This is a genomic window from Thermosynechococcus sp. QS41, assembly GCF_031583515.1.
In the GTDB taxonomy this organism is placed as follows: domain Bacteria; phylum Cyanobacteriota; class Cyanobacteriia; order Thermosynechococcales; family Thermosynechococcaceae; genus Thermosynechococcus.
This window is the reverse complement of record NZ_CP134181.1, coordinates 163,701-185,563: the sequence shown is the minus strand read 5'-3', so window position 1 is coordinate 185,563 and position 21,863 is coordinate 163,701. Positions and strand designations below refer to the sequence as shown.

14 protein-coding genes and 1 pseudogene are annotated in these 21,863 nt (G+C 54.5%); 9 read left to right on the top strand and 6 right to left on the bottom strand.

Going from position 1 to position 21,863, the window contains the following annotated elements:
• Window positions 1-153: 153 nt before the first annotated feature.
• The 5 genes and pseudogenes from RHJ80_RS00865 to RHJ80_RS00845 all read left to right on the top strand — a co-directional run bounded on the left by RHJ80_RS00865 (window position 154) and on the right by RHJ80_RS00845 (window position 9,038).
• The gene (locus RHJ80_RS00865; RefSeq protein WP_310801278.1) at window positions 154-1,263 is read left to right on the top strand and encodes a S49 family peptidase; all 1,110 of its coding nucleotides are present in this window, start codon (window positions 154-156) and stop codon (window positions 1,261-1,263) included.
• Window positions 1,263-1,985, top strand: coding sequence for a tRNA (guanosine(37)-N1)-methyltransferase TrmD (trmD, locus tag RHJ80_RS00860; RefSeq protein ID WP_310801277.1), 723 nt, complete (start codon window positions 1,263-1,265; stop codon window positions 1,983-1,985). The genes RHJ80_RS00865 and trmD overlap by 1 nt, the downstream gene beginning before the upstream one ends.
• Before the next feature lie 159 nt (window positions 1,986-2,144).
• Window positions 2,145-5,150 (top strand): annotated as a pseudogene (locus RHJ80_RS00855) (PAS domain S-box protein); the annotation flags it as partial.
• 87 nt (window positions 5,151-5,237) lie between these two features.
• On the top strand, window positions 5,238-6,029 hold the full coding sequence (locus RHJ80_RS00850) for an EAL domain-containing protein (protein ID WP_310801684.1): 792 nt from the start codon (window positions 5,238-5,240) through the stop codon (window positions 6,027-6,029).
• A 9-nt stretch (window positions 6,030-6,038) separates the two neighbouring features.
• Complete coding sequence (locus tag RHJ80_RS00845) at window positions 6,039-9,038, top strand: DEAD/DEAH box helicase (RefSeq protein ID WP_310801276.1); 3,000 nt, start codon at window positions 6,039-6,041, stop codon at window positions 9,036-9,038.
• Here RHJ80_RS00845 and RHJ80_RS00840 read toward each other — a convergent pair.
• Window positions 9,035-9,817: a YaaW family protein gene (locus tag RHJ80_RS00840; protein WP_190278036.1), complete on the bottom strand. Its 783-nt coding sequence runs from the start codon at window positions 9,815-9,817 to the stop codon at window positions 9,035-9,037. The two genes, RHJ80_RS00845 and RHJ80_RS00840, sit on opposite strands and share 4 nt — an antisense overlap.
• 183 nt (window positions 9,818-10,000) lie before the next feature.
• Here RHJ80_RS00840 and ccsB point away from each other — a divergent pair, with 183 nt between their 5' ends.
• Window positions 10,001-10,960 carry a c-type cytochrome biogenesis protein CcsB gene (gene ccsB, locus RHJ80_RS00835; protein ID WP_310453114.1) on the top strand — a complete coding sequence of 320 codons (960 nt, stop codon included), beginning with the start codon at window positions 10,001-10,003 and terminating at the stop codon, window positions 10,958-10,960.
• Between the two features lie 13 nt (window positions 10,961-10,973).
• Complete coding sequence (gene tilS, locus RHJ80_RS00830; protein ID WP_310743952.1) at window positions 10,974-12,008, top strand: tRNA lysidine(34) synthetase TilS; 1,035 nt, start codon at window positions 10,974-10,976, stop codon at window positions 12,006-12,008.
• On the opposite strand, the gene RHJ80_RS00825 is transcribed toward tilS, so the two are convergent.
• The 3 genes from RHJ80_RS00825 to RHJ80_RS00815 all read right to left on the bottom strand — a co-directional run bounded on the left by RHJ80_RS00825 (window position 11,929) and on the right by RHJ80_RS00815 (window position 18,777).
• A complete protein-coding gene (locus RHJ80_RS00825) occupies window positions 11,929-14,364 on the bottom strand; it encodes a DNA topoisomerase (ATP-hydrolyzing) (protein WP_310743951.1) in 2,436 nt (811 codons plus the stop codon). The two genes, tilS and RHJ80_RS00825, sit on opposite strands and share 80 nt — an antisense overlap.
• A 63-nt stretch (window positions 14,365-14,427) precedes the next feature.
• Entirely contained in the window at window positions 14,428-17,562 is a 3,135-nt protein-coding gene (locus RHJ80_RS00820; protein ID WP_310801275.1) for an efflux RND transporter permease subunit, read from the bottom strand.
• Window positions 17,563-17,568: 6 nt separating this feature from the next.
• Window positions 17,569-18,777 carry an efflux RND transporter periplasmic adaptor subunit gene (locus RHJ80_RS00815; RefSeq protein ID WP_310801274.1) on the bottom strand — a complete coding sequence of 403 codons (1,209 nt, stop codon included), beginning with the start codon at window positions 18,775-18,777 and terminating at the stop codon, window positions 17,569-17,571.
• 278 nt (window positions 18,778-19,055) lie between these two features.
• Here RHJ80_RS00815 and infC point away from each other — a divergent pair, with 278 nt between their 5' ends.
• Both infC and RHJ80_RS00805 read left to right on the top strand, forming a co-directional pair.
• On the top strand, window positions 19,056-19,550 hold the full coding sequence (gene infC, locus RHJ80_RS00810) for a translation initiation factor IF-3 (protein ID WP_220131114.1): 495 nt from the start codon (window positions 19,056-19,058) through the stop codon (window positions 19,548-19,550).
• Window positions 19,551-19,567: 17 nt separating this feature from the next.
• On the top strand, window positions 19,568-20,311 hold the full coding sequence (locus tag RHJ80_RS00805) for a M50 family metallopeptidase (RefSeq protein ID WP_310801273.1): 744 nt from the start codon (window positions 19,568-19,570) through the stop codon (window positions 20,309-20,311).
• Here RHJ80_RS00805 and RHJ80_RS00800 read toward each other — a convergent pair.
• The gene (locus RHJ80_RS00800) at window positions 20,304-21,206 is read right to left on the bottom strand and encodes an MnmC family methyltransferase (protein ID WP_310801272.1); all 903 of its coding nucleotides are present in this window, start codon (window positions 21,204-21,206) and stop codon (window positions 20,304-20,306) included. The two genes, RHJ80_RS00805 and RHJ80_RS00800, sit on opposite strands and share 8 nt — an antisense overlap.
• The gene (locus RHJ80_RS00795; protein ID WP_310801271.1) at window positions 21,206-21,859 is read right to left on the bottom strand and encodes an FHA domain-containing protein; all 654 of its coding nucleotides are present in this window, start codon (window positions 21,857-21,859) and stop codon (window positions 21,206-21,208) included. Before RHJ80_RS00795 ends, RHJ80_RS00800 begins: the two co-directional genes overlap by 1 nt.
• Between the last annotated feature and the right edge of the window lie 4 nt (window positions 21,860-21,863).

Genomic DNA, 21,863 nt, shown 5'->3' with positions numbered 1-21,863 from the left:
AGAGAACCTACCTCGCAAAAGGATCGTGACAGGTCAACACGGCAAGGGTGGCTTGTGAGGGGCAAAAACAGGAGAAAACCGCAGGGGGCGGCTAAAATAAGTAAAACATTTGACTAAAAACTTTTCAGATTATACTCAACCCTTTCCTCCTCTATGACGCGCTCCCTTCCCCCCTTTTGGCCCAGTGTGTTTCACCGCTGCGGTGTGATCTTTTTTGGCACGCTAACCTTTTTTTTCACATTGGGGGTGGTGGGCTTCAGTGCCACGATCTTCTTTGCCCTCCTCGGGGTCTTGTTGGCGCCCGCCAGTGAAACCAGTCCCTACGAGCACGTCAGCGGCAAGGAGGGCAGTCGCGATCGCATTCTCAGAATTGACATTACTGGGCCAATTCTCGGCAGCCCGCAAAACGAAGAAGATAGCTTCTTTGCGCCCCTTGTCGGTGTCACCTACGGCTATGAAGTGCAGCGGCAGTTGGCAGAGGCGGCTAAGGACGAAACGATTAAGGCTGTCTTTGTCAATATCAGCACTCCCGGCGGCACGATCTTTGGCTCGCAGGCGATCGCCGAAGGCATTAGGAGCTACCGCGCAGCCACCCAAAAACCAGTCTATGCCTTTATTGAGGGCATTTCTGCCTCCGGTGGCGTTTGGGCTATGGTGACAGCGGATCGGATCTACGCTGATCACGGCAGCATGATTGGCAGTATTGGCATTCTCGGCCCTAGTGTTTTCTACTACGATCGCCCCACCAGTCTCGATAATGGCCTATTGATGGGAGGCGTTACTGCCAACCGTATTGAAGAACGGACACTGAGCGCCGGTCGTAGCAAAGATATTGGCAATCCCTTCCGTCGCCTCACTCCCCAAGAAATTGAAGTCTTCCAAGCCGGCCTTGAACAGGAGTACAGCAAGTTTATTAATCATGTGGCGCAGGCACGGGGCATTGATCCCAACGTTATTCGCAACGACATGGGAGCGATGATTTTCAGTAACGAGCAGGCGCAGCGCTATCGCCTCATTGATGGCACCCGCAGCCGTCCAGACACCCTCAGTGCCCTTGCTAGTGCTGCCAAGCTCAAGGAAGGAGAATATGCCCTTGTCCGTTTTCGGCGCGATCGCTCCCCTTTGATCAATCAACTCTTTGGTGTCCAGTCACCTCCCCCAGCACCAGAAACCCAGCAAATGTGGAAACAAGAGCAACTGTGTGCCCTCAGCCAATTGCGCGCCCTTGCCTACTATGGTTCCCTCTCTTGCCACCGTCAGTAATGCGTTTCGATATTATTACCCTCTTTCCAGACTTCTTTGCCTCCCCCCTCGGCAGTGGCTTAATGGCCAAAGCCTTGGCACGGGGGATTGCCGAGGTCGTCCTGACGAATCCGCGTGACTTTAGTACTGATAAGCACCAGCGGGTGGATGATGAACCCTACGGGGGGGGTGTGGGCATGGTGATGAAGCCTGAACCCCTCTTTGCGGCGGTGGAATCGCTGCCCTCCTTGCCCCGCCGTGAAGTAATCTATGTCACCCCCCAAGGGCAACCCCTGACCCAACAGCACCTCTGGCATTGGTCGCAGGAGCGAGATCAACTAGTGATTCTCTGTGGTCACTATGAGGGCGTAGATGAGCGGGTCGTCGAGCATTTGGTGACCCAAGAGATCTCCATTGGCGACTTTGTTCTCACTTGTGGGGAAATTCCAGCTCTGGTGATTCTCAATGGTGTGCTGCGACTGTTGCCCGGCACGGTGGGCAAAGCGGCTTCCCTGCATCAAGACAGTTTTGAGGACGGTCTATTGGACTATCCCCACTACACTCGACCCGCAGAGTTTCGGGGGTGGACGGTACCGCCGGTCTTACTTTCTGGTCACCATGGGGAAATTGCTGCTTGGCGGCGGGCACAGCAAATTGAACGCACTCGTCAACGCCGCCCAGATCTGTATGCGCGCTGGCTGGCTCAGCGGGAAGCCACACTCAAAACCAGGGAAGGAGAATAGGAAATTACTTTATACTTCTTAAGAAAATTAGTTATAAATCAGTTATATGTCAAAAAAAAAAAAAAAATAATAGCAAGTATCATCGTAATTATTACGAATATGTAATCAGAAAGCTGCTGCGCTTAGCTGGAGCCCCAGTAACTTCCTACGATTAATCCTATGGATAGTTTGTTCCCCGCTTTCCTAAGGCCTGCCACCCCCAATGCCAGTGGCGGTGCAGATTTAGTGATCGACCGATCAGATGGAATGGGGAAAAGTGATGGGGGGCACTACCTAACAGCAATCCTAGGGGCGTTACCGATTGCTGTGGCTCTTGCTGATCCTGCGGGGGAAATTAGCTACATTAACCCCTTTGGCCAGAGACTCTTGGCGGTGACGGATCCCCAAGCGGCGGCAGCCGACATTTGGGCAAATCTGCAGGTTTACTACTGCGGTAGCGATCGCCCCTATCCCAAGGAAGAGTTGCCCAATAGGCAAGTCCACCAGCGTTTAGAACCCTGTTCTGTGGACGTAGATCTGCTGTTGAGCGATCGGCGATTAACCCTAGCAATCCACGCCCGCCCCATTGTTGATCCCAGCGGCAATCTGCAGTGCATTGTGCTCACGTTTCAGGACATTACTGGGCACCAACCTCAGAAAATACAGCCCCAAGGGCTTGCCTGTTCTCGTCAGCAGCAGCCTGATTCTAGGCAGTGTGACTCCGGCATCTTCCAAGACCAAGGTGATTTTCTTCTATCCCTGCACCCAGATACCACCATCCTATTTGCCAATGAGGCCTTTTGCCGCTTCTTTAACTGTTCTGCTGCTGAAGTCATTGGTCGCCCCTTAGGGGAGTTGGTCTGCTGTGAAGATGCCGTTTGTTTCCAAGCGCAGGTGATGCAGCTTACACCCGCTGCGCCCCTATTTACCTGCGAAAGTTGCCTACCTCATCCCCAAAAAGGGAGTCGCTGGATCCAGTGGCTGAATTCAGGGGTTTTTACGGCTGATGGTTCCCTCAGTGGGATTCAATCCGTTGGCCGAGATGTGACCACGCTCAAAAATCAACTACTGCGCGAGCAGGCTCTCAATCGTGTCATCCAAGCCATCCGCAATTCCCTTGACCTTGAAACCATCTTTGACACCGCTGTGCGGGAAATTGTGGAAATAGGGCTGGGATGGGATGCCTGTGTGGTTCGCTACCTTCCGGAAAGGCAGGTGTGGCAGCCGGTTGCTGAATATCACAGCGATGCCAATGCGCCGCGGTTTCTTGGCTTTGAAATCCCAGATCAGGACAATCCCTTGGCCACACGGCTGAAGGCAGGAGAAGTGGTTGCCATCGCCGACACCTGCCAACTGACCGATGCAGTGAATCGAGCCTTTGCGGAACAATTGCCGGGGGCATGGTTACTGGTGCCTTTGATTGTTAAAGAGCGCCCTTGGGGCAGCCTGAGTTTGTTTGTGCCGCACCAAACCCATGCGTGGTCAGAAGTGGAAATCAATTTTATGCGTACCATTGCCACCCAACTGGAGGTGGCGGTTTACCAGGCCAATCTATACGCCCAAGCCCGCAAAGAACTGGCTAAACGTTCCCGTCTTGCCGCGGCATTGCGCAAGAGTGAAGAACGGTTTCGTTTGACAGCTCTTCACCTACCTGGTGCCCTGTTTCGCTATGAACAGTACCCCGATGGTCGCAATCGGGTATTTTATCTGAATCCAATGTGCGAACGTCTTTGGGGCATCCCGGCGGCGGTGGCTGCTGAGGATGGTGAAAGTTTGTGGCAGCTGGTACATCCAGAGGATCGGGAAGCCACATGGCAATCGGTTCTCTGTTCTGCGGCAAATTTGACGCCATGGCTTTGGCAATGGCGCATTATTCATCCCACCAGCGGCGAAGTGCGCTGGCTAGAGGGTGCCGGACAGCCCACACTGGCGGCTAATGGGGTCGTGGTCTGGTACACCGTGATGTTGGATGTCACTGAGCGCCATTTGGCCGAAGAGCGCCTCAAGGAGCAGCAGGCCCAGCTAGAGGTGGCTATCCGTGCTTCCAAGATTGGCTTTTATTTTCATGACCTCTCTACGGGAACCATGCTTGTTTCGCCAACCCACAGAGCCCAGCTGGGCGACCTGCCTAGGACTGAAGCGTTCAGTTGCGCAGATTGGCAGGAGCAACTCCATCCCGAGGATCGCGATCGCGCCCTTGCGGCCTACGAGCAATTTCTGCGCGGTGAAGCGGACTATGACATTGATTTTCGCCTGCGCCACCACGATGGAACCTACCGCTGGTTCCACAGCAATGCCGTGTTAATTCGGGATGCCCAAGATCGCCCCTCTAAGGTGGTGGGTACCCATATTGATATTACAGACCGCAAAGCTGCTGAACTGGCGCTGCGCGAAAGCGAAGAACGCTATCGACTGCTGGCGGAAAACATGACCGATATTGTGTGCCTTTTAGATCGGGAAGGCCGGTGTTTGTATGTTAGTCCCTCCTATGAAACCCTATTGGGTTGGTCTTCTGGGAGGCTCATTGGTCAGCATTTTACGCAGTTGTGCCATCCCGATGAGCGATCGCGGGTCAAGCAGGAACTGCAACAGATGATTCAGCAGCAGCGGTTTTGGCCCATCACCCATCGAGCCTGTACAGCGAATCGGGAGTTGCTCTGGCTAGAAACCCTCTTCAAGCCCCGCTACGACAGTCAGGGACAATTGCAACAGTTGCAGACCAGTTCCCGCGATGTCACCAGTCGGGTACAGGTGCAATTGCAGCTAGAGCATGAGGCCTATCACGATCCCCTGACAGGGTTGCCCAACCGCCTCTACTTCATGGAGCAGTTGGCAGCCACAATTGCCGCAGCTCAAAGGAATCCTGAGCTTCACTATGCCGTGCTGTTTTTGGATGTGGATCGCTTTAAGGTGATCAATGACAGCCTCGGCCATGCAGTGGGCGATCGCCTGCTCATTGCCTTTGCCACTTTGCTGCGGCGTCTCATCGAAAATAGGCATATTGTGGCTCGCCTCGGCGGAGATTAGTTTGTGATTTTGGCAACCGCTTTACCCAACTTGGAGAGTGCCATTGCTCTTTGCGAGCAAATTACCCGTTGCCTCCAAGAACCCTTGGTCGTAGAGGAGCGGCAAATTTTCCTCAGCAGTAGTATTGGTGTCGTCTTTGCCCAAAATGAGTATAAAACGGCTTTTGCTGTCCTTAGGGATGCCGATATTGCCCTGTATCAAGCGAAAGCCCACTCCACAAGACGCTACGCCATCTTTAACGCCCAGATGTACGAACAGGTGCTAGAGCGCCTCCACCTTGAACACGATCTGCGCCATGCCCTCAGCCATGGAGAACTGCAGCTGTTTTATCAGCCCTTTTTTAATTTGGCAGATCAACAACTGGTGGGCATGGAGAGCCTAGTGCGTTGGCAACATCCTGAACGCGGACTGATTCTGCCGGGTGCTTTCATCTCAATTGCTGAGGATACAGGGCTGATTGTTGACCTTGACAAGTGGGTTTTGGAGCAGGCTTGTCGACAGTTTTGGTTGTGGCAACAGCAGTTCCAAGGGGCAGCCAACTTGATCCTGAGTGTGAATGTCTCGGCCAAGACACTGAAGCACCCCAGTTTCCTCCACCACCTTAGCCGCATTCAGCAACAGTATCCCTTGGGCAGAGGACAGTTGGTTCTAGAACTCACCGAAAGCATCGCCCTTGAATTGGGCAGTGAAATGCTGAGTCTCCTAGAGTCACTGCGGGAGCGCCACATTGAAATTAGTATTGACGATTTTGGAACGGGCTATTCCTGCCTGAGTTATCTCCACAGCCTACCGATTCACCACCTCAAGGTGGATCGCGCCTTTGTCCAGCAATTGGAAGACAACCAGCGCAACCTCAAAATTACCAAGATGATTTTAGTCCTTGCTCAGGAGTTGGGCTACCGCGTTATTGCCGAAGGGATTGAAACCCACGAGCAACTGCACATCCTGCAGCGACTGGGGTGTGATTATGGTCAAGGGTATCTCTTTGCCCGACCCATGCCTGCTGAAGCACTCGCATCCCTCTTGAAAGCCCACTAAAATATTGGCATGGCTGTTTTCCGTGGGACGTGGCTGGCAACGCCGACGCCGCGCTTTTTTGTATGGGCAGAAGAATGGCGATCGCTCACTCAGGCAATCACGCCTTGGGTTCCGACTGCTGTGCCTGTTTATCCCTATGCCACCCAACTGAAGACACCTCCGCTGGTCAAGGCCAGTCCGAGTGTTGCCTATGCTGCTTTGCCCGCACAGATTCAGGAGCATCACCTATTACCGCCTCCCCTAGCGGAAGTCAACGGCGAACCGCTGTTTCTCTGGCAGGTGCCGGGTTGGGCGATTCCTGCCTCAGGGGTTTTAGAGCAACTACATCAACTGGGTCTTCAGGGTCGCGAAAGCGCTGCTATTGGCGATGATCTGCGCTATTGGCTGCACGTTAGTCGCTGGTTACTGGATTTAATTGTGCGCGGCCAATACTTGCCTACGGCTGAAGGGTGGCGGATTCTGCTCACCCATGGGGGCGATCGCGATCGCTTTCGCCAATTTAGCCAACGGATGCCGGATTTATGTCGCTGTTATCAAACTGATGCCACGGCGCTGCGGTTTCCGCCCCATGCCACCGATCTATTGGCAGATTTTCTGCACCACACCTTGCAGGGCTATCTCCACACTGCCCTTGCCGCCCTAGAGTTACCCAAAGTGGGCTTGGCTAAGGAGCATAGTCACTGGCTGACTTTCCTCAAAACAGGGCAAGCAACGGAACTGCCGCCTTCTTTTGTGGAACGGCTCCAACGTTGGCAAGAACCCTACCGCGAGCAGTTGGATCTGCGCCCCCAATGGCGCTTGGCACTGCAACTGGTGCCCCCAGATACTGCCGAGGGTGATTGGCGCTTGGCCTTTGGCCTACAAACGGAGGGCGAAACGGAAACGATGCTGGCGGCAGCCGAGATTTGGCAATGTACGCAAGAGTCCCTCCTCTATCACGGACAAGTGCTCTGGCAGCCCCAGGAAACCCTGCTGCGGGGACTGGGTTTGGCCTCACGCATTTATCGTCCCCTCGATCGCAGTCTCCAAGAACCCTCCCCTGTGGATCTGACGCTGCAAACCACGGAAGTTTATGCCTTCTTGCAAAGTGCCATTCCGCTCCTTGAGCAGCAGGGGGTTGCAATTATTGTGCCGCCGAGTTTGCGCCGCAATAGCGCCCAGCATCGCTTGGGTCTGAGGATGATTGCTTCATTGCCGCCCACCGCCACCAGCGGCTTGAGTATTGAGAGCTTGATGCAGTTTCAGTGGCAATTACAGTTGGGGCAGCATCCCCTCTCGGAAGCAGATTTTGATCAACTGCGCCGCCAAGAGAGTCCCCTTGTTTATCTCAATGGTGAGTGGGTGCTGCTGCGTCCCCAAGAGATCAAGGCCGCTCAAGAGTTTCTCCAGTCTCCCCAAAAGACCCAGCTCTCCCTTGCCGATACGCTGCGCATTGCCACCGGGGATACGGTAACGGTGGCCAAGTTACCCATTCTTGGTTTAGACGCCAATGATGCCCTTCAGGCACTACTCGATGGCCTCACGGGTAAACAAACCCTTGATCCAGTGCCGACACCGCAGGAATTTTGTGGTGAACTGCGTCCCTACCAAGCGCGAGGGGTGGCGTGGTTGAGTTTCTTGGAACGCTGGCGGTTGGGGGCTTGCTTGGCCGATGATATGGGCTTAGGGAAAACGATTCAACTGTTGGCCTTTTTGCTCCACCTTAAGGAAGCAGGACGTGCCTACCGACCGACACTGTTGATCTGTCCCACCTCGGTACTGGGCAACTGGCTACGGGAGTGCCAAAAATTTGCACCGACATTGCGTGCCTATGTCCACCACGGCAGCGATCGCCCCAAGGGCAAGGCGTTTTTGAAAAACGTCGAAACTCACGATCTGATTCTCACCAGTTATGCCCTCCTGCAGCGCGATCGCGCCACCTTGCAACAGGTGTCATGGCAGCATCTGGTCCTCGATGAAGCCCAAAACATCAAAAATGCCAACACCCAGCAGTCCCAAGCGGCACGGGAACTCTCCGCCCAGTTTCGCATTGCCCTGACGGGAACCCCCCTAGAAAATCGTCTCCTTGAACTCTGGTCGATTATGGACTTTCTGCATCCGGGGTACTTGGGCAATCGCACCTACTTTCAGCACCGCTATGTGCGACCCATTGAACGCTATGGTGACACTACCTCCCTCAACGCCCTGCGCACCTATGTTCAGCCCTTCATTCTACGGCGCCTGAAAACTGACCGCAGCATTATCCAAGATCTGCCCGAAAAACAGGAGATGCTGGTCTATTGCGGTCTCACCCTAGAGCAGATGCAGCTTTACAGTGCGGTGGTGGAAGACTCCCTTGCTGCCATTGAAAATAGTGAAGGTATCCAGCGGCGGGGGAATATCTTAGCCACCCTCACCAAACTCAAGCAAATCTGTAACCACCCGGCGCAGTATCTCAAGCAGGAAGACTATGCCCCCGATCGCTCAGGCAAGTTGCAACGCCTGATAGAAATGCTCCAAGAGCTTCAGGAAGTGGGCGATCGCGCCCTTGTCTTTACCCAATTTGCCGAATTTGGCACCCACCTGAAAACCTATCTCGAAAAGGCGCTACAGCAGGAGATCTTTTTCCTGTCGGGACGCACCCCCAAAGCCCAGCGAGAACTCATGGTGGAACGCTTTCAGCACGATCCTGAGGCACCCACGGTCTTTATTCTTTCCCTAAAAGCGGGGGGCGTGGGCTTAAATCTCACCCGTGCCAATCATGTCTTTCACTACGATCGCTGGTGGAACCCTGCCGTTGAAAATCAGGCCAGCGATCGCGCCTTCCGCATTGGCCAAGCCCGCACTGTCCAAATCCACAAATTTGTCTGCACGGGTACCCTTGAAGAAAAGATCCACGAGCAAATTGAGCAGAAACAAGCGCTTGCGGACATGATTGTGGGCAGTGGCGAACAGTGGTTAACCGAACTCAACCTCGATCAACTGCGGCAACTGCTCACCCTGGACAAAGAGCGGGTGATCACACTCTAGGCCATTGCCCACTGGGATGCCTGCTCACCGCGTAGGAGGCGAATTTGGGCGATCGCGAAAATGGTGGGAATAATGCGCGCATAGTTGGTGGAAATGGCACGCCAACCCAAGTCGGCAATAAACCACACCCACAAAGCTGTACTGGCAAAGGCTAAGACGCTGCGACCGAGGGCAAATTTAGCGGCTCCCACGGCAGCGCCCCGAGACACCAAGGGAGTGATGGAGAGCTTGTACCCAGCAAAGTGAATGGCAAATTGACGAGCCACCTGCTGCACCACCATGGAGCGGACAACAGAACTGATGGCGATCGCCGCGCCTCCCTCTAGGATCAGGCGTACAGTTTCCATAGAAATCGGGTGGCCGTTGCGCAGTTCGGGCAAGCTATCTTGGATTTGGGCAGCCAAGACCTTGCGATCCTCATCCCCCAGCTTTTTCCACATCCGCTGCAACACATTCAAGAAGATTTCCATTTCCAGTTCGGGGACTGTCCAACTGGGGGAAAACTTAATTTTCAGATAGCGACAGACCCGCATCAACGTTTGCCGATAGCTGATTTGCTGTGCTTTGCCCTTGAGTACTGTCAGACCATCTGCCGCCAAAAAGCGAAACCGCTCCTCAATATCATCGAGCCATGCTTGGCGATCCTGAGCTTGGACGGCAATGGGATCCGGCGTTGTGAGATAGTCCAAGGGATTGAGCCGACGACGAAACAGAATTTCTGTTAGGTCTTGCAACTCCTCCTCCGTCGCCAATTCCAGCGCAGCCCGTAGCTCGTTCATGGGGTTCTCGCTCCAGCAGCAGCACAATAGAACATGATGATTCTTCACCCCTGATTATAGGGATTCAGGCTGAAATTGTGGTACAGCCCTTTTCACAAGAATGGGAGATGCGCCACTATCCCAGAAAAGCACGGTTCGGACAGTACAATACAAAAGAGTAGCAGGCTGGCAAAATAAAAAGCTATGGATTTATTAACCCTAGAAGGTTGGCTCGATAACACGGCCTTTGCGGTGCTTTTGATCACGATGTTGCTCTACTGGTGTGGGGCAGCGTTTCCCCAATGGCCTGTTCTCACGGCTGCGGGTCGCACGGGGATGGCGATCGCCAATCTCTGTATTACGGGCCTGCTGGCGGCGCGTTGGATTGAGGGGGGCTACTTTCCCATCAGCAATCTCTATGAATCCCTCTTTTTCCTGTGCTGGGGTTTGACAGCCATGCACTTTGTCGCCGAGTCCATCAGTGGCCAGCGCCTTGTGGGGGTTGTTACTGCACCCGTTGCCATGGGAATTACGGCTTTTGCGGCTCTCTCGCTCCCCCCGGAAATGCAGCAGTCAGCGCCTCTGGTGCCTGCCCTGAAGTCCAACTGGTTAATGATGCACGTCAGTGTGATGATGCTCAGCTATGCCACCTTGATGGTGGGGTCACTGCTGGCGATCGCCTTCCTAGTGGTCACATGGGGCAAACCCGTCAGCCTTAAGGGCAGCTCTGTGGGCACAGGCAGCTTCCGCAGTCGCGCGCCAGAACCTTCCTTAGAACCCTCGACTGGGGGCGGTGGCACCACGGTACTGACCCAACCCACCCTGCAATTGAGTTTGCAACGCCTCACCTTGGCTGAGACCCTCGATAACTTGAGCTACCGCATGATTGGTCTTGGCTTCCCACTGCTAACCATCGGCATTATCTCTGGTGCGGTCTGGGCAAATGAGGCTTGGGGGGCGCCTTGGAGTTGGGATCCCAAAGAAACTTGGGCACTGATTGTCTGGCTGGTGTATGCTGCTTATCTCCATGCCCGCATGACCCGTGATTGGCAGGGGCGCAAGCCGGCGATTCTCGCCACCGTTGGCTTTGGGGTGGTCTGGGTGTGCTACTTGGGGGTGAACCTGCTGGGGAAAGGTCTACACTCCTACGGTTGGTTTTTCTAGCGGTTTTTTGCCCGTGTGGGGCATCTACCACGCCCGCCTGCATACCACCTTAAAAACCCAACAATGGCTCCCTGGGGGGGCACGAATTCTGATTGCTCTATCGGGGGGGCAAGATTCCGTTTGTTTAACGCGCCTGCTATTGGATCTACAGCCCTACTGGCGGTGGTTTTTGGCGGCTGTCCACTGTGATCACCGCTGGCGGGCAGATAGCGCTGCCAATGCAAATTTTGTCCAAGCGCTAGCGCAGCAATGGCATCTACCCTGTGAGGTGGTGAGTGCGCCGCCGCTGCCGAAAACTGAGGCCGCAGCCCGTTCATGGCGTTACCAAGTCTTTGAGACCGTGGCCAAGGCGTTGGATTGCACCCATGTGGTGACCGCCCACACCCAGAGCGATCGCGCCGAAAGTCTCCTACTACATCTACTGCGCGGCACCAGCCCCGATGGCCTAGCCACCCTCTTACCTAGCCGTGCTTTGGGTGCGATTCAGTTAGTACGTCCACTCCTAGGGATGACGCGAGCGGAAACGGCTGCCTTTTGCCAAACCTACGGGTTACCCGTCTGGCAGGATGCAACGAACCACCATCTCAACTATCGCCGCAATCGGCTGCGTTTGGAGTTAATTCCCTATCTGCAAGCGCACTTTAATCCGAATGTGGAAGAGGTGCTTGCCCAAACCGCTGAACTGCTGGCTAGCGATCGCGCCTATTTCGAGGCTGAGGTGGAGCGTCTTGCCCCCACCGTGATCCGCGAGCATCCCCCTGCCTTGGAGCGGCTGCGCCTACGGGAATTGCCCCTTGCGCTGCAACGCCGCTTGATCCAGCGATTTTTGCGTCAGCACCTGAAACGGGGCATTGATTTCAGCCTGATTGAAGCGGTGCGTCCTCTGATCACGGCAGGTAATGGCAGCCAAACCTCAACGCTGCCGGGGGGGTACCACCTGCGGGTCTGTGGTCAGTGGCTTGAACTGATCAGGCCAACGGCACCACCGCCTGAATCTGTTCCTGCGGATCAAGGGGAGCGATCGCCACCCCTACCGCCTCTTTATTGAGGATGGGGATCTCTTCGCCGTTGGTGATCCAGGCTCGCTCTTGGTTCGTCACCAGTGCCAGGGGGCTACCGCCGCGGCCAATGCCCGCCAAGCGATCCGCTTTTTGCCGCAGAGGCATCGCCAACTGGCCTAAATGACCAAGGGGCACAACTTCCATTAGGGGCAGCGGCACTTGTTTACCAAGGCCTGAAGTGGTAACGAGGATCACATTCTCCAGTTCCGACAGGGCGATCGCCCCCACCAAGGTTTCTTGCCCACTGAGGTGCACCGCCGCTTGACCTGGATTCAGCCGCCCCAAAGCGGGAATGTCGGGGATGAAAAAGTGAAAGACCCGCCCCCGCGAGGTGGCCAACACTAAGTGATCCGTATCCGCAGGCAGTACCCAACCGAGGGCATCCCCCGCCTTGAGTTTCATCAGTTGCAGACCCCGCCCGCTCAGGTCTTGCAGATCTGAGATTGGAATGACCTTAGTGCGGCCTTGGCGCGTCAGCAAAATCAGCTTCTCTGCTGGGGGTTGACTGGGCACGACTGTCAGGAGGGTTTCCCCTTGCGCCGACTCCGGCAAGAGGGTCAGCAGCGGTTGCCCGCGATCGCTCTCACGGCGGCTGGTAACGGGTAATCGCTCTACGGGCAATGGATACACCTTGCCACTTTCCGTAAACACCCACAGGCGATCGCTAGCCTGTACCGAGAAGGCCAAGGGCAATGGCTCTGACCACGGTAGCCACGTTTGCCACTGGAGACTCCCCCGACTGCGCTGGGACAGACAGCGCCCGTAACCGCGATGATTCACTTCGACCCAGAGGGGCGTATCGTCACGATCATTGGTCTCCACGGCGGTGGGGGGCGGCGGCGCTGCCGTGAGGATTTGAGTGCGGCGGGGATCGGCAAAGGCTTTCTTTAACTGCCGCAATTCTTTCTTCAGTGCCTTGAGGCGCTCAGGACGCTGGCTAATCAGGGTTGCCAACTGGGCAATCCGCGCTTGTAGCTCCGCCTGTTCCCGTTCTAGGTCTTGGCGCTCCTGTTGAGTGAGGCGGCGTAGGGGCATGGCAATCAGGGCACTGGCTTGGCGATCGCTCAAACCCAAGCGGGTCATCAATTCCCGCTGAGCAGTACTGCCATCCGCTGCCGATCGCAAAATCTCAATCACCTGATCCACGGCATTGAGGCCGATTAAGAGTCCCGTCACCACATGCTGGCGGGCTTGAGCCGTTTCGAGATCATGGCGATATTGCCGTAGCAGGGTCTGCTCGCGAAATTGCAGAAACTCACTGAGAATCTCCTTGAGGGAGAGTTGGCGGGGTTGATTGCCCACCAGTGCCATCAAGTTGATGCCATAGGTTACTTGTAGGGCCGTCAGGCGGTAGAGTTGCTCCAAGAGTTGTGCCGCTGAGGCATCCCGCTTCAGTTCAATGACCACCCGCAGCCCCTCGCGATCGCTTTCGTCCCGCAGATCGGCAATGCCCTCAAGGCGACCTTGATTCACCAAATCCGCCACCTTCTCAATCCATGCCGCCTTATTCACCTGATAGGGTAGCTCTGTCACCACAATGGCTTGGCGACGGTGGCGGCCGCGTCCGGGCTGAATATCCTCAAGGGTGGCCACCCCCCGCAGGGTGATCGTCCCTCGACCCGTGGCGTAGGCGCGCAGCAATGCTGCCCCATCCACAATCACACCCCCCGTGGGAAAGTCCGGTCCCGGCAGGTGGGTGAGCAGTTCCTCTAGGGAGAGATGGGGACGGTCAATAAGCGCAATCAGAGCATCCACCACTTCCCCCAGATTGTGGGGTGGAATGTTTGTGGCCATGCCCACAGCAATTCCCGTTGCGCCATTCAACAGCAAAATCGGCAGTTGCGCCGGCAGCACCAATGGCTCCTCTTGGGAACTGTCAAAGTTGGGGACAAAATCCACAATGGCGTCGCTGATATTCTCCAGTAGCGTGCGGTGGGCGATCGCTGCCAAGCGCGTTTCCGTGTAGCGCATTGCCGCCGCAGGATCATCATCAATGGAGCCAAAATTGCCATGCCCTGCCAAGAGGGGATAGCGACTGCTAAAGGGCTGCACCAAGCGCACCAGTGCCTCATAGACCGCTTGATCCCCATGGGGGTGATATTTCCCCAGCACATCCCCCACCACCCGTGCACACTTGCGAAAGGGGCGATCGGGCGTCAATCCCAACTCATACATGGCATAGAGAATCCGCCGATGCACTGGTTTTAGCCCATCCCGCACATCTGGTAGTGCCCGCCCCACAATCACACTCATGGCGTACTCCAGATAGGAGCGTTGCATTTCACTGTGCAGTGGTGTTGGGATCACCTGTCCAGAGGTCAGCAAATCCAGTTGTTTGGGCATGATCACGAGCGAGCCAAAGGATCATTCCCCACGATACAAGAGTTTTGCGAATTGTAAAGTAAGTTAAGACTCCGTTGGGGTTGCTTCCTCAAGCTTCTCCTTGGTCAGCCGCGCCACTAGTTCCTTAATGAGGATGTAAATGATCGGCACCACAAAGAAACTGAGAAATGTGGCCGCAAGCATGCCACCTGTGACACTTGTTCCCAAGGAGTGACGGGATTTTGCCCCAGCACCCGTAGCAATGACCAGCGGGAAGATGCCCAGAATAAAGGAGATGGCCGTCATCAAAATGGGGCGCAGCCGTTCCTCGGCGGCATGGATCACCGACTTGACAATGGAGGTGCCCTTGCTTTCGCGAATTTGGTTGGCAAACTCCACAATCAGAATCGCATTCTTACTGGCGAGGCCAATCAGCATCACCAAACCAATTTGGCAAAATACATCATTACTCAGCCCCCGCAACCACTGTGCCAACAAAGCGCCCATGATCGCCAAAGGCACCGAAAGGATAATGATCAAGGGGTCAATATAGCTTTCGTACTGCGCCGAGAGCACGAGGAACACAAACACGAGACCAAGGCCAAAAATCAACGGTGCTTGGCCTGCGGAGCGGGTGGACTCTAGGGATAACCCCGTCCAGCTATAGCCGATGCCATTGGGGAGAACCTCCTGAGCCAAGGATGCCATTGTCATCATCGCTTGACTATCACTGAGGGGTGGCACATTTTGACCAGTCACCTCCGCCGAACGGAACAAGTTATGGTGATAAATAATCGGCGGTGCCGAGACCTGTTCAATCGTGACGAGATTACTGAGGGGAATGAGGGCATTTTGCTCCGAGCGTACATAGATGCGGTTGATGTCATCGGGATTCGAGCGAAACTGCTTATCCGCCTGCACAATCACTTGGTAACTGCGGGCAAAAATCGTGAATTGGTTAACGTATAACGACCCCAAGTAAATCTGCATGGCATTAAAAATGTCCTTGAGGGGAATCCCCAAGGCAAGGGCGCGGGTGCGATCGACCGTTACATTTAACTGGGGGGCATTAATGGCAAAGGGGGTATTCACTGACACAAGGCCGGGGGTTGCATTGGCTTTGAGGATTAGCTCGTTCACTGAACTCGCAAGGGCTTCAAGGCCGAGACCCTGCTGATCCATCACCTGCATATCAAAGCCGCCAAGGCCGCTGCCACCAAGGTTAATGGTCGGCACATTGGATGAAAACACCACTGCTCCGAGTTCACCCACGACGGCCTTCTGAAACTGGGGCAGCAACTGATCAAGGGTTGGCCGTTGTGACCAGGGCTTGAGACTCGTAAAGATAATTCCCTTGTCTGAACCTGTGCCGAAGAAGCTAAAGCCGCCAATGGCAAAGGTATGTTCGACCACTGGATTTTGGGCGATCGCGTCCGCTGCTTTGAAGACAATATTGCTCGTGTATTCGAGGGACACCCCCTGAGGCGATTGCACAAGGGTAACAAAATAACCTTGATCCTCTTGGGGGACAAAGCCACCGGGAACAATCTGAAATAGCCAGTAGGTAAACCCGAGCAGCGCTACGAACCCCGCCAGCACCCAGTATTTTAATCGCACAATCCCATTGAGGTTGCGTTCATAGCCCCGTCGCATTGTATCGAGAAAGCGGTTAATCCAGCGAAACAAAATAAAGTTCGCCATCGGGGGGCGTTCCCGCCGCAGGAGCAGGGCGCACAAAGGGGGAGAGAGGGTTAAAGCATTAAACGTAGAAAGGGCGATCGCAAAAACAATCGTCAAAGCAAACTGCTGATAGAGCCGCCCAGTGACCCCCGGAAAAAAGGCCACAGGGATAAAGACCGCCATCATTACCAACGAGGTGGCAATCAATGCCCCTGTCACTTCCTCCATCGAGCGACTGGCAGCTTCTTGGGGGGTCATGCCCTCGTCTTCCATGAGACGGGTGACATTTTCCACGACCACAATGGCATCATCCACCACCAGCCCCGTGGCCAGCACCAGACCAAACATGGTCAAGCTATTGATTGAGAAGTCAAAAGCCTTCATAAAGGCAAAGGTGCCCACCAAGGAGACAGGGATCGTTACCGACGGAATAATCGTGGCACGCCAATCCTGCAGGAATAAAAAGATCACGGCAATCACAAGGATGATGGCCACAATCAGCGTAATGACCACCTCTTTGATCGACTCCTGCACTGCGTCGGTGGTGCTAAAGCCCACACTCCATTTCAGACCGGGGGGAAATTTCTCAGCTAAAACAGCCATCTCCGCTTCGACAGCGCGGGCAATGTCGAGGGCATTGGCACCACTGAGTTGATAGATACCAATCCCAACGGCGTCACGGCCATCAAACTGAAAGTTGGTGTTGTAGTTTTGTGCCCCTAGCTCGGTGCGACCGACATCGCGAATGCGAATCACGGAACCATCGTCGCCGCGCTGAATAATAATGTCGGCAAACTCTTCCTCTGAGGCCAAGCGACTTTGGGCTTGAATGGAAATTTGAAACTCCTGTCCCTCTGGTGCTGGGGGGGCACCAATAATCCCGGCTCCCACCTGGACATTTTGATCGGAGAGGGCACGCACCACATCCTGAGCCGTCAGACCGCGACTGGCTAAGCGATTGGGATCAAGCCAAATCCGCATGGCATAGGTGCGTTGACCAAAGACCTGAACCTGCCCTACCCCGTTCAGACGTTGCAGGGGTTGCACCACGTAGAGGGTCGCGTAGTTACTAATGAATGTGGCGTCGTAGTTGTATCCCTCCCTTGGGTATAGGGCTAAGGCCAAAACAATCTGATTTGTGGATTTCCTGACATTTACCCCAGTGTTGATGACCTCTGGTGGCAGTTGGGAGGTGACTGATGCCACTAAGTTATTCACATCCACCGCTGCAATGTTTTCGTCGTAGCCCTCAGTGAAGGTGATCGTGATATTGCTGTTGCCAAAGCTGTTACTGCTGGAGTCAATGTAATCCATCCCCTCCACGCCATTAATTTGCGTTTCTAAGATCGTGGTGACATTCGTTTCAACGGTTTCAGCGTTGGCACCTGCATAGTTGGCAGACACCTGAATTGTTGGCGGTGTAACGTTAGGGTAATACTCAATGGGCAGCGTTGGCAGCGCGATCGTCCCCACCAAAATAATCAGCAGAGAACAAACCGTGGCAAAAACCGGGCGCTTAATAAAAAAATCGCTAATCATGCTCTTTTAGGACTCAGGAGTAATGGGCACACCATCGCGCAAGCGCTGAATTCCCGAGACAACAATTTGCTCTCCCGGTTTGAGGCCTTCAAAAACTTGATATCTATTTCCTTGGATTGCCCCCACTTGAATGGGCTTTTGTTTGGCAATCATTTTGCCGTCAGCGTCTTTTTCGGCCACAAAGACAAAGTTTTGGCCGGCAAGATTGGATACCGCCGTAGTCGGCACCAAAATCCCCGGTTGCTGATCGAGAAGAATGCGGGCTTGAATTTGTTGATCGGCACGGAGATTATTCCGCGTATTGTCGTAGAGCGCTTTCACTAAAATGGTTTGGGTATTATTTGTGGTATTGGGGGCAATGAAAAAGACGGAACTCGTACCGACGACATTGCCATTCATGTCTATTAATTCCACCGGCGTCCCCATCCGAATGCGGGGGATTTGCTCAATGGGCACTTGGATATAGACTTCTAGGGGTTGATTTGAGGTCAGGGTGAGGAGGTCGGTTTGGGGCGTTACAAAATCGCCCACTTTGGGGGGAATATTGCCGACAACACCACTAAAGGGAGCACGCACCTGAAACCAATTCAGGACAACGGCCTGCTGCTGGGCATTGGCTTGGGCAGCCAAGAGGGCTTTTTCTAACTGGGCAATGGTAGCCTGTTGGGCACGAATATCCGCCTCGGTTTGTTGGAGTGCTGCTTGGGCAGTGCGAAAGCTGGTGATGAAGGATTGCGCTTGTTCTTTGGAAACAGCCCCTTCTTCAAAGAGTGCTGTATAGCGTTCCGCTTGAATCCGATTGAACTCTACGGTGGCCAGATTGGAGCGGCGCTGGGCTTCAAGGGCGCGGAGGATCGAGCGGGCATTCTCTACATTGGCTTGGGCGGATTGAATCGCAGCTAAGTTGCTGGCCACAACGGCTTGCTGTTCTGAGGGGTCAAGGAGAATGAGGGGCTGACCTTGAGTAACAAACTGGCCATTTTGAACATTGATTTGCGCAATTCGACCCGAAACTTGGGGTTGGAGGGTGATGGACTCACGGGATTGCAAAGAGGCATTGTAAACAGCAGTTTGCGAAAGGGTTTCCGTTTGAACCACCGCAAGTTTCACCCGTGCCGCTGGTGGGGGAGCCGTTGCCTTTGGTTGGCCACAGGCGGTAGCAAAGAAGCAAAGACTGCCTAGGAGAGCTGACGTGAACAGTTGCCGTTGCACCATACCTCAGACCTTAATAATGTCACCCAGAGTGGGCAATAAATATCCTCAGTCTATCCTAGAGGCGCCTATGGCGAGTGCTGCTTTAATAATTAGTTTCTGTGTATCTAGGCGAAATCGAGAATAGCCCCTATTGGCAATCCTCCGCTAAGATGTAGAGCAAGGGGCAGGGGGTCATTTCTAGCTCACCTTAGAGGCTAGAACAGTCCTTGCGCTAACCTTTATCAACGACAGTACAGGTACCAGTGGCTCTTACCAAGAAAACACAGCAAGAACAACCCATGATTAATGAGCGCATCCGTTTTCCTCGGGTGCGGGTGGTGGATAGTGATGGTTCCCAATTGGGGATTATGTCGTCCCAAGAGGCGATCGCGATCGCCCGTGAAAAGGAACTTGACCTTGTTCTCGTCAGTGACAAGGCAGATCCACCCGTTTGCAAAATTATTGACTACGGCAAGTTTCGCTTTGAGCAGGAAAAGAAGGCGCGGGAAGCCCGCAAAAAGCAGCACACCTCCGATGTCAAAGAGGTGAAGATGCGCTACAAAATCGAAGAACACGATTACAACGTTTGCATCAACCGCGCCGAGCGTTTCCTTAAGGCTGGAGACAAGGTGAAGGCCACTGTGACCTTCCGAGGGCGGGAAATTCAACACTCCCATTTGGCAGAAGAACTCCTCAACCGCATGGCCAATGACCTGCAAGCGGTGGCCGAAGTGCAGCAGGCACCCAAGCAAGAGGGGCGCAATATGATCATGTTTTTGGCACCGAAGCGGTAATCCATGCTGGGGGGCGTATGTTTGGCTTTCGTCCAGACCCTAAATCCACGCCGCTGGATATTTCAGACCCTGAGAAACCCCGTTCGGCACTGCTGCTAGCGATCGCCGCCCTTGTCACGATTCTTCTTTGGCAGATTCCCTTGGGGAACTATCTGCTGTATCCCTTTACAATCTTGGCCACATGGTTCCACGAGATGGGGCATGGCCTCACGGCGATTCTGTTGGGGGGCTACTTTCGCGAATTAGTCATCTATCCCAGTGGTTCAGGATTTGCGCGCTACGGGGGCGAGGTGCTGCTGGGCAATTTGGGACATGGCTTAGTCGCCATTGGCGGACCTCTAGGACCCGCGATCGCTGGCAGTGTCTTTATTTTGTCGAGCCGCTCTCATCGCGCCACAGATATTTGCTTCAAAGCCCTAGGAATCATTATTCTCGCCTCAGTGCTGCTGTGGGTGCGATCGCTCTTTGGCATTGTCTTCATGACATTGGTGGGGATTGCCATTCTGCTGGTGGCCTATCGCGGCAATCGCTGGCTCAAGGGGATTTCGATTCAATTCCTTGGGGTGCAGGCCTGTATTAGCACATTTCAGCAGATGGACTACCTCTTTACCTATGCCATGCCGGGGGGGCAGCTTTCCGATACAGGGCTTCTCCAACGGTACCTCTGGCTCCCCTATTGGCTGTGGGGGGCGCTGATTTCTGTGATGACCTTGGGGTTGCTGCTGTGGAGTCTCAAGGTGGCCTATACTCGCCCTAAGTAATGCCCCAGCGGTGTCGCCAACGACTGGTGGATTCACGGTTAGCGGTTTGTTGCTCCGCTTGGCGGCGCGATCGAATCATCTCCGCACTATCCCGCAGGTGCGGATCGCGGTAGGGAATACCCGCGCGGGTTTGCAAATGTTCCTGCTCCATCAGCGACAGGGGAATAAGCTGATCGGCTTGCCAGCGAGCCACGGTTCCCTGTGCCCACTCATGACTCTGCTGGGGGGCAACAAGTGGTAGCGTTCCAAGGTGTAAACCCGCCGCCTGCAAAGCGGCACGAACGGCAGCAGCACGACAGTAGGTGGCCAAATGCCCCTCAGGTGCCAAACACTGAGCCACTAGACGTAAAAATTCTACCGTCCAGAGTTGCGGACAGCGCTGGGGTGAAAAGGGATCAAGAAAAATCGCATCTGCTTGGAATCCTTGGCGAACAAGGTCTTGAATGGTTTGGCGGGCATCACCAATTAAAAGCCGTGCCTCACAGTGGGGGGTGGTCACCTGCTGTTGCTGAGCGAGTCCTTCAAGAATCCCTTGAACCGATGCTGGCCAAGGGGGCATGACTGCTAAGGCTGCTTGGGGAACGCCCAGATCCAGTTCTAAGCCAATAACTGTAACTTGACAGGTGGGATTGTGCTGCCAAATCACCTCTAACGCAGCGGCGGTGTTGTAGCCCAAACCATAGCAGATGTCCAAAAGGCGCAGATGAGACGCTTGGGCTTTGCGGGGCAGATCGGTGGCGATCGCGAACTTTTCAAAGGCTTCCTGACGCGCTCCCCCAAGGCTATGGAACGTTTCCTGAAATTCTGGCGAAAAAAACGTAAAAGAGCCATCCGCCGTTGGTTGCGGCTGCCAGATTGAGTTTAGGGCAGGAGCTAAGTTTTGGGAATAGGCCATCACTGCATTTGCGTGGGAGTTTCCGGTTGGGGGGCAGGTGGTCGATTCATGATCACAACGCCAATTCCCGCGATCAAAAGAACAACAACGATGCCGCCAACAATCAGTAACCAAGGGGGAGAGGATTTAGGGGCGGGTGCTGACGCTGGGGTAGCATTGGCTGGCAGCGATGGGGGCGTGGCATTAAATTCCGTTTCTTCTTCTGATTTTTTATCGTCTGCACCTTCCTCAGCTTGGGTAATCGTTGAGGTCATGGGCACGGCCTTAATGCTGTGATAGTTGACGCTCTTCAAATACTTAATAAACTCCGCCTCGCCCATGGACACAGTGGCATAGTGCGCCTTAACGGAACCGCCAAAGTTAATCTCATCTCCATCTTTTAGCTCATGGCTTTGCACCCGCTGGCCATTCACTAGGATACCGTTGGCACTGGGCTTACCATCAGCATTGCCATCCACGACGCGGTAGCGATAGCCATTTGGTGAAGGAATCCGCAGCAGCAGCGCGTGTTGCCGTGAGACACCGTGACCATGAATCACGATCGCATTGGTGACATCGCGGCCAATGGAGTAGGTTGCCGCATCCAAAGGGATCGTGCGCTTACCCGTTTCGTCCTCAATGTTGAGTAGATGGTGCTCACGGTTACCACTCATGGGA